Source organism: Pontibacter qinzhouensis (assembly GCF_008017455.1).
Classification (GTDB): domain Bacteria; phylum Bacteroidota; class Bacteroidia; order Cytophagales; family Hymenobacteraceae; genus Pontibacter; species Pontibacter qinzhouensis.
Window position 1 is genome coordinate 1 of record NZ_VRTY01000152.1, and the last position, 9,567, is coordinate 9,567.

8 protein-coding genes are annotated in these 9,567 nt (G+C 45.1%); 6 read left to right on the top strand and 2 right to left on the bottom strand.

Annotated elements, in window-relative coordinates; translation table 11 throughout:
• A partial coding sequence (locus tag FVR03_RS22865; RefSeq protein ID WP_222707300.1) for a hypothetical protein occupies positions 1–609 on the top strand: 609 nt, incomplete at its 5' end.
• A 663-nt stretch (positions 610–1,272) separates the two neighbouring features.
• Here FVR03_RS22865 and FVR03_RS22870 read toward each other — a convergent pair.
• Complete coding sequence (locus tag FVR03_RS22870; RefSeq protein WP_116544992.1) at positions 1,273–1,692, bottom strand: hypothetical protein; 420 nt, start codon at positions 1,690–1,692, stop codon at positions 1,273–1,275.
• 927 nt (positions 1,693–2,619) lie between these two features.
• On the opposite strand from FVR03_RS22870, the gene FVR03_RS22875 reads away from it, so the two are divergent.
• Positions 2,620–3,204: a Fic/DOC family protein gene (locus FVR03_RS22875; protein WP_116544993.1), complete on the top strand. Its 585-nt coding sequence runs from the start codon at positions 2,620–2,622 to the stop codon at positions 3,202–3,204.
• Here FVR03_RS22875 and FVR03_RS24630 read toward each other — a convergent pair.
• Positions 3,191–3,361, bottom strand: a complete 171-nt coding sequence (locus FVR03_RS24630) for a hypothetical protein (RefSeq protein ID WP_165820693.1) — start codon at positions 3,359–3,361, stop codon at positions 3,191–3,193. The genes FVR03_RS22875 and FVR03_RS24630 overlap by 14 nt on opposite strands.
• Positions 3,362–3,403: 42 nt before the next feature.
• On the opposite strand from FVR03_RS24630, the gene FVR03_RS22880 reads away from it, so the two are divergent.
• The 4 genes from FVR03_RS22880 (at position 3,404) to FVR03_RS22895 (ending at position 9,460) form a co-directional block, all read left to right on the top strand.
• Positions 3,404–3,709, top strand: a complete 306-nt coding sequence (locus tag FVR03_RS22880; protein WP_116544994.1) for a hypothetical protein — start codon at positions 3,404–3,406, stop codon at positions 3,707–3,709.
• 155 nt (positions 3,710–3,864) lie between these two features.
• Positions 3,865–6,957, top strand: coding sequence for an Eco57I restriction-modification methylase domain-containing protein (locus tag FVR03_RS22885; protein WP_187270277.1), 3,093 nt, complete (start codon positions 3,865–3,867; stop codon positions 6,955–6,957).
• Between the two features lie 548 nt (positions 6,958–7,505).
• Positions 7,506–8,195, top strand: coding sequence for a recombinase family protein (locus FVR03_RS22890; RefSeq protein WP_147924106.1), 690 nt, complete (start codon positions 7,506–7,508; stop codon positions 8,193–8,195).
• A gap of 83 nt (positions 8,196–8,278) precedes the next feature.
• On the top strand, positions 8,279–9,460 hold the full coding sequence (locus tag FVR03_RS22895) for a DUF3800 domain-containing protein (protein ID WP_147924107.1): 1,182 nt from the start codon (positions 8,279–8,281) through the stop codon (positions 9,458–9,460).
• Positions 9,461–9,567 lie beyond the last annotated feature (107 nt).

Genomic DNA, 9,567 nt, shown 5'->3' on the forward strand with positions numbered 1-9,567 from the left:
CGCTGTTTGACCCGGATTAAGTGGCGCCGCTTGCTCCGGAATAGGTGGCGCTGCTTGCCCGGAATAATCATCAAAGGCGGATTAGGTTATTTTACCAAGACTGAGAATGCTGAGTTTCCCATTATAGAGGCATACGTGGGTACGGGTATCACCAAGATTGACAATTATTGGTACTTTAAAGGCGATACAGATGGAGAAGTCACGCAGGCGCGATATTGGAGCGTGTTCGGGCAATTTAATGCAGGTAAAAGAGTATCGGAAAGTGAGTACGGGCTCGGGCTAAGGTTCACATATTCACAGTATATTGATTTCAGCTTTTACGACACCTATTCTGCTTCTACAAAGAGCAGTTATAAAAAACTAAGAGGCCTGACTGCTGACCCTGCCATAAGTGCGGGTTATAATCTATATGGGGTAAACATAAATGCACAGGTAGGGGTGGGAATTCCTTTAATTGCACCATCTGTAGAGCGAACAGACACTCATACCGCATATGAAGGGACAACTGAAATAAGAACTGTTATAAATTCGGAGGAAAAAATTCGCTTATACTCTTTTATAGGCAGGTTGAGCCTACAATACAAACTAAACTTTAATAAGAAGAGGTAAAAAAGCAACATACAACAAGGTTCAGCCCTTAGGCTTGGCTACGCCTCGCCCATCAGCTGCACCAGCACGTTGGCCACCCGTCACATTCATCTCAAAAATCGTCGTTTTTTGGGACGGGGCAGAGGGTCAACAGGTCAGATGCTCCCTTTTAAGGGCTTGAGCACAGTCTGTACGGCAGGCTGCTGAAAAGTGACTACCGACATTGCCCCTCCAAATCCACCTGCGCTTCCAGGACCCGGTGCAGCAAAGAAGGTTTGCTCCTTAAGTTACTAGGTATATGCTAACAATAAGTACATACGTGCTGTACTTCCTGTTAATCAAGTATATATTTTCTTGAAATATAAAACTTGTTAGATGGCAAACTCGTTATATATTTGTTAAAAAATAAGGGCTTCCACCTTGTGGAGCCCTTACTTCGACTAGCTAGCGCTTCTTTGCATAGAAGCAGAATGGTCGACCATTTGCGCGACGGACCTTTTTGCCCTTGATCGTCACGTACATGGTGCAAACCAATTCGTAGTCTGGGTGATTGGATTTGTCAATCATCTTCTTTCTACTTTTTTGGTTGAACAATTTATTTAAATAAGCCTAGTCAGAGTTGCGACCTCTGATCTAGGTTTTTTTTTGCCCGCATGTTATTGTTTGCGGGCAATGTCTTAAGTACTATTCCTCACCCTCCTCTTTAGAGACTTTACTAATCGAGCGCTTTATATCCTTAGGTCTGCGTTTAAGCTTGTAGATATCCTCTCCGTTATACTTCTCAGCTATAATTTCAAAAATCACCTTATAGTCAGTGTAATTGATACTTAGCTTATTAAAAACACTTGTTAGGGGCAGCGAGTAGTATCCACTGGTCTTTGTTAACTTAACACAGTTGTCTTCTTCTGTTTTAAAGGGCTTGAGGAAGATGTGTTGGTAGCTGGCAATATCTCCATCAAGAGCTACTTTGAAACAAGCTACTTCGCCTAACCTCATTACTTCTGCGGCCTCTGTGTTGAACCCCAATTTGCCAGATAAATGAATCGTTGCTTTCGCCTTATTATCTATATCTGATATTGATAAAAAATTCAATTCCATTTCCATGCTTTATGTGTGCAACGCCTTTTTACTCCCTTAATGCTATATATAGGTATTAGTAACCCAATACCTGTGCACAAATATATCACTTTTTCATAATAATCATTCGTTTGTATATAGTTTTATTCAAACAATTTTCTCCATCTATAGCTGATATTCACATTTTTACATGAATATATCTCTAAATCTCTCTTAATTAATTATTATATTATTCTTCTTAATTAAGAATAATAGCTCCTTCTAATAAACCTTTTATATGTAGCTTGCTCAATAAACTCTGTTTTTAACCTTATAGTTATGTCTATACTTTCTCTTTTTTCTGCCTTTCTATTCTCTTTTATAATATCCTTATACTTCCCTTGTGTAATTGTATAGGATATAATATCTTCTAAGGTTTATTGATATCTCTATTAATAGCTTTAATACATTCCTTAGTAGAATGCTGGTGAACTTTTTTAGCGGTACTGTGGTAGGTTAACCACAGTAATACATACATCTGCGTCAAGTTATCCCCGTTATACTCAACGGGGATACTACTTGTGTATTAAACTGTGTTCACACACGCAGAAGGTGGCCCAGCTCGCTTGGCGCAAAGGAAAGAAGTCAATATCTGCTCGGGCTACTGCCGGAGCCCCGCCTCTCCGTTCGGGCTCTGTTGCTAGCATTTTCGGGAAGCAGCTAAATTATTCCAATAGTATCTAGATGCGCTGTTTAGCTGCTCTTTCTTACTAGAATCTGAATCGGTGCAGTATAATCAAGACCAAGGGGTGGTGCAGAAAAAAAATGAGCCCGACGACGCGGGCTCATGGGACAATACAGTAAGGCACTTGCCTGCCAGCTAAACCACAGCTGGCAGATTATATCTTGATTATTGCACTTTATAACATAGCTACCATTATTTAATATTTACCACCTTTGTACAAAGGTTATACGATGGGAGAATACACAACTGCAGCAGACGATAACTTATTGGGCATAGGCGATAAAGCACAACTCAACGAACTGGAGGCGAAAGGGGTGCTAAGAGCAGAAGAGTACATGTTAGACCTAGACGATTCTGTTGAGATCAGCACCGGCTTAATCTTAGATATTCATAGAACTGCATTCGGAGAGATTTATGAGTGGGCAGGAAAGTGGCGCAATAAGGATTTGCAAGTAGGGGCCTACATACCACCTAGGCACTTTGATGTCCCACGGCTAATGGCTGAGTTCACCTATGACCTTAGATATCGGCTACAGAACAAAGTTGATAAGTATAAGGATACGGAAGCACTAGTGAGGGAGCTCGCCTGGGCACACCACAGGATGGTGCACATACACCCCTTTGTGAACGGTAATGGCCGCTCGGCTCGCTTGATCACTAATCTATTGGCCTACATGCATGGCTATCAGAGCGTGGAGCTGTATCAGCGAGATGGGGACGGCAGAAAAAAATATCTGCAAGCGGTGAAGCTTGCAGATACATATGATTTCTCAGAATTGGAGCAAATGATCAGGGAGCAGCTTAAGCCTTTATAAGCCGCCGCTCTTCCTTCACCTCTGCATAAAGCTTTTCCAGGCGGTCCTTGCTTACGCCCTGGTTCTCCAGCATCATAGAGCCATGCACTGACTTCACCACCATAGAGCGCACGAATGCCTCATCCTTCAGCTTTGGGTAACGGTCTCTTAGTTTCATGGTCTTTTCTTTAATAGAGTAATTATAGCGAATGCTGCTACAATGCAAACAGCTGTCATCAATGACGTTAGCAAAGATAGTTGTTTGTACACTACAAGCAATACCAGTACCAATAATAACAACAACGATAGTGCATACGATAATTCCAACCCAAAAGATAAAGCTGGTGAGGATCCGGGTGTAGGGACAGAGCATAAGGGAGAAAAGCATAAAGAAATAGAGGGTTTTGCAGAGTCAGCAAGCATTCCTTCTGTAGGTCCTGCAAGAGCTCATCCTGTCGATGCTTATACAATCCATAGCCTGTGGCTAACTGGTGATCCTGAACAGCACTTTGTCTTGCATAGATGAAAGTAAACGTCAGATTATGCATAAAGCTAAGTTTACTTTAACTTACTGTCCGTAAACTTAGTCTCCAACCGATGGCGCAACTCTACTCCCCTATATTTTCCAGAAAATACCTCAAATCCAAAGCCCAGAATTTCCATCTGTCCCAGTTCCCAGACTTGGCAAAGAAGCGGGCACTCATTGAAAAATGGCAGAGTGGCATTAAAAGTGGCAAAATCCTGAAGCAGAAAGAAGAGGAACTGCAGAGTGAGTTCCTGAATATTTTCTTTGGGGAGGTGCTTGAGTATGTGTACAGCCCAGAGGCAACGAGGTGGAACCTAAGCAAAGAGCACAAGTCTGACTCAGACAGTACAAAGGCTGACGGTGCATTGGGTTATTTCTGGATGTTCGGTAATGAACGCAAGGCAGATGTGAGGGCTGTGATTGAACTGAAGGACGCACGAACTGACCTGGACAAGCCGCAGAACCGTCTCCACGACAAGCGGAGTCCCGTAGAGCAAGCCTTTAGTTACGTTCCGAAGGCAGGCGGCAACTGCCGCTGGGTATTGGTCAGTAATTTTCTGGAGATAAGGCTCTACCACCACTCCGATCAGAGCCGCTATGAGCAGTTTGATGTGATGCAACTGCATGAAGAGGCAGAGTTGCTTCGCTTCCTATTTCAGGTGCACAAGGACCGGCTAATCCTGGAGCACGGAGAGTCGGCAACAGAACAGCTCTATAGGGAACGGCAGGCAGAGGAGCATAAGATTACAAAAAACTTCTATGGGGACTATAAAAAAGCTCGCTTAGACCTGTTCCGGCATCTCCACAGTCAGAACCCGGAGGTACCGGAGCTAACCATATTCCAGAAAACACAGAAGCTGCTTGACCGTGTAGTATTTGTGTGTTTCTGCGAAGATTTGACAATCATACCGCCATATACCTTCCGAGGTCTGCTAAAGGCAGTAAAGGAGGACAAATTTAATCGGCAGGACACTAGGATTTATGAGCGGGTAAAGGACTTATTCTTTGCCATCGATCAGGGCTACCCGGAGGAAGGAATCAATAAGTTTAACGGAGGCCTCTTCGCCCCCGACACTCTCCTTGACAACCTACAGATTAAAGACAGCACGCTTGAGCACATCATCTCCCTCGAGAAGTATGATTTTGCCTCAGATTTGAATGTGAACATACTGGGGCACATATTTGAGCAGAGCATCTCGGACATAGAAGAAACGAAAGCCGAAATAGCCGGACATGACTTTGAAGCAAAAGCAGGGAAGAGAAAGAAGGACGGTATATTCTACACTCCTGAGTACATTACCCGCTATATCGTAAAAGAAGCTGTGGGAGGATGGCTGCAGGATCGGCAACGAGAGCTAGGCTTCGAGAAGCTACCGGAGCTTACGGAAAGTGACTACGCCAGCATCAGATTCGATGCAAAGAAAAAGCTGGTGACAAACAAGGCGGTAGAGAAGCACCTGAAAGCCTGGGATGCTTACCGGGAGGCCTTGCGTAACATCAAGGTGCTGGACCCGGCTTGCGGATCCGGTGCATTCTTAAATCAAGTATTTGATTTCCTGTTCCAAGAGGGGCAGCGCGTGAACAAGGAGCTTGCCAGATTGCGCGGCGGACAGTTTGAGGCCTTTGACCTAGACAGACACATCCTGAACAACAACATATTCGGTGTGGACCTGAACGAGGAGAGCGTTGAAATCACTAAGCTCAGCCTTTGGCTCAAAACTGCTAATAAAAGCAAGGAGCTCACAACACTTGATGCCAACATCAAGTGCGGTAATTCCTTGGTCTCTGATCCGGCAATTGCTGGAGAGAAGGCTTTCGACTGGCAGCAGGAGTTTCCTGATATCTTCAAGCTGGGAGGCTTTGATGTGATAGTAGGGAATCCACCTTATGGAATCCTGATTGGCAAAGAAGACCAGCGTCATTTCATCGAACACTTTCCAAACACGAAGTACAAGACGAACCTTTACGTGCTCTTCCTAGAGAGAATGTTTCAAGTATTCGACAAAGGAGTGGTCCATTTCATTATCCCTAAGTCCCTCCTGTTTAACTCGTACTACGAAAGCATCCGAAAACACCTAATTGAGCGATCGGAGATAAACGAGATCTTCACTATAGCCGAAAAGGTGTTTGAGGATGCGGAAGTTGGCGGGAGCTTGTTGCTGCGGTTCACGATAATGGAAAATCCTGATCCAAGTAATATGGTGCGATTAGCATCTGTCGAAACAACCGAGAACTTTATCACTTCCTTGGACATAAAGGAAAACAGTTTGCCGCAATCATTCTTCCTAAGTGTCCCTAATTGTGAAATATCAGTTGTGTCAGCAGACTCCCAGTCGATACTGCAAAAGCTAAACAAGCTTAGCACCATAAAAGCCTACTACACTTTGAAGAACGGGCTGAACCCAGGAAACGTGAAGCACATTTTGATATCGGAACACCCCGAGACAGATAAGCACAGACCCATTATCTGGGGAAAAGACATATCGAAATACAGGATAGAGTGGTCAGGCGAATACATTAACTACGACAGCTCTTTAGGAGACCGGATCAGCTTGGAGGAGATAAAGTCTAAGGACGGCATGAACAAGCAAAACCGCATTGATTTTGCCTTGCGAACACCAGACTTATTTGAGCGGAAAAAGATTGTAATCAGAAAAACCGGGGACTCTCTTATAGCTTGTGTTGACAGAGGTAGTTATTACTTCGATACGCTGGTGCATGGCATATACCAGGAAAAGGAGGAATTTAATCTCGATTATCTGGTGGCCCTGCTTAACTCAAGACCTGCTACACTGTTTTACCGCTTGTTACATGATATCAAGGGTAAAGTCTTTGCTAAGATTAGCTTGGATAACTTGGCTTCATTTCCAATACCAGAGGGAACTCCAACGGAAAGAGAACAATTAGCCACAAAGGCAAGAAATGCAGCGGAGCAAACCCAGGAACTGTTCACGCTCTCTCAGAAGTTTCTAAAGTTGCTCTCCAGTGAGCTAGGTGTTAGCAAGCCTAGCAAGAAGCTGGAGAAATGGTATGAATTAACCTGGGAGGAGTTTGCCAAAGAACTAGTTAAGTTGAAAGTAAAGTTGAGCCTGGCTCAAAAAGCCGATTGGCTCTCCTATTTTGAGGCGCAGCAAAAAGCTGCTGCTCAAATACTGCAACAACGTCAACGTTTAGATGATGAGATAGATCAGATGGTTTTTCAACTCTATGGGCTCACGAAAGAAGAAATTGAGTTGATATACGATTAGCAACGAGTACTACTTACTTTACATAAAATAACTTATCGGCTGAACCGCCACAACAGGCATCAATTCAATATATACTCAGATTGAAAGCGACTTTTATAAATAGAGAGGATAATAAAGTTTAGAGGGCACTCCCAATGTGACTACCAGTTGTGACGGCTATAATCCATTCAAATAAATCGCGAACGCATCTGTGTTTACAACAGATCGTCAACGGTGAAAGCATGAGCTATAATAAAGGCTAAAACATCCCGACAGATATTTTCATAGAGGCGATGCACTTGACGTATACATTTCCCTTCTCTTTCCCGTCCGTGAAGGTTAACACCACCTAATCTGTGACCGCGGCGGCGAGCACCTCCACCCCTGCCGCTACTGCATGAAAGCTTTGGCCTCCGCTTCTCCTTTCGACTTCCTAATTTAGAAAATCTCTGGCAGAGCTAGGGGTTTCTGGAATTATCTCACCTTATAACCTTTTACAAACGTCCGTTTGTAAAAGGTTATAACTATCTTCGCCCCGAGTTTCACCTATATAATAAGGAGTAGCGAAGATGAAGTACGTGGCCTACTACCGGGTCTCCACAAAGAAGCAAGGCCAGAGCGGGCTGGGTCTGGAGTCACAGCGCGAGATGGTGAAGGGTTTCCTCAAGCCCGGCGATGCGCTGCTTGCCGAGCACATTGAGGTGGAGAGCGGCAAGAAGAACGATAGGCCAGAGCTAGAGGCGGCCATCGCCCTGGCCAAACGGGAGCAGGCCCAGCTGCTGATTGCCAAACTGGATCGTCTCAGTCGTAACGCCGGGTTTATCTTTAAGCTGCGTGACAGCCACGTGGACTTTCTTGCTGTGGATATGCCCGATGCCAATACCCTGACCATCGGAATCTTCGCCGTATTGGCCCAGCATGAGCGGGAGTTAATCAGCTCCAGGACCAGAGCCGCGCTCCAGCAAAAGAAGCTACAGGGTTTTGCCTTGGGTACGCCTGAGAACCTGACCCAGGGAGCCAGGACGAAAGGACTTCAGATACGGCAGGAGAACGCAGCATCGCACAAAGCTAACCGACAGGCCACGGAACTGATCCAGATGTATCGGGAAAAGGATATGACCTATCAGCAAATTGCTGACCGGCTTAACAGCCATGGCTTCACCACCCGCAGGGGGAAGAAATTCTTTGCCATCACCGTTCAGCGTCTGCACATCCGACAAGGGCAGCTTCAAACGGATGTCCTCACCTCACCAGAGTAGTTTAGGCTTGCTGTATTTATATTGAAAGTGTTTCATCTTTTGTATCTTATGTGGCATAAGAGTTATCACCCTATACTCCTCCTATGCAACATGTACATATTTTTCTGGATGAATTCGGAAACGCCAGCCTAAACCTGGATAAAGCCGGTACCTTCTCCCATTTTGTTCTTACAGCTGTTCTCCTGGATGAGAAGAAGCTGGAGCAGGCCCGGCTGCTAAGGGATACGATCAGCCAACGCTTCTTCCAAGGCCAACCCATCAAGTCCAGCCGTATTCCCAATGATGAGAAGGGCTTCCGGAAAAGATTGGAGGTATTGAAAGAGCTGCGCCAGCTGGACTTCGTCGTGCTGGGAATGGTCATCAACAAGAGCAAACTGGAAGGAGCAGGGTTTGATCGTAATGATGTGTTCTATAAATACTTCAACCGGATTTTCCTCAAGCAGTTTCCCAAAAACTTTACTGCTTTCTCAATACATGCCGATCAGCTTGGTTGGCCAGAATTTCGGCGCAGCCTACACCATTACATTGAAACCAAAGTTATCCAGCGGGATCTATTCACGCCGGAGCGCTCGTACCGCCTGGTAGAGGATAAGTCAGAGGAACCCTTGGTGCAGCTGGCAGATTTTCTTTCTGGCTGCCTGGGCAAGATTTACTGCACCAGTCACAGCCACGAAAAGGCATCCGCACTGTTCGATCTGCTGCACGACCGTACGTTCATTGACTTTTTCCCTTTTGAAAGAACAGACTATCTCCTCTCCCCTACCCCCGAAGACCGGCAGAAGAACCATCTTATACGAAGAATAGCCTCGGAGTCCGCCCAAGAGGCACTATTAGGTAGAAACAGCCTTTCGGAGGAGGCGCTTGCCGTGTTGCAGTATCTGTACCTGATGTTCCGCACCGCGCCTGACCGCCTCATCGAGAAACGGGAGATCATTGATAAGTTAAAAAGAAGATTTCCGACTTTTTCGGAGCAGCAGCTGCGGGTTTGTGTCCAACACCTGCGCGACAACGGGGTGCTTATCGCAAGTATCCAAGGTAAGTCAGGCTATAAGCTTCCTGACGGCGTGGAGGATATCGCTGGCTTCTATAACCGCTACCTCAACAGCATTGTTCCGATGCTTAACCGCATCAATATCTGTAACCGCAAGTTGATGGTGAACAGTGTGCAGGAGGTGGACCTGCTTCAAACTAACACCGCTTATTCACTTTTGCATGAGTTGATCAAAACACTGGATAAGGAGAAGCATGCCTCTTTAATCGAGTAAATTGTTGTTCTTTAAGTATGGTGCTTTGGGAGATACTTATGATACCTCGATAGTTTAAGACCACTTCATCGTTTTTCTTAATTGAATCAAGCTGCTATATTGAACAG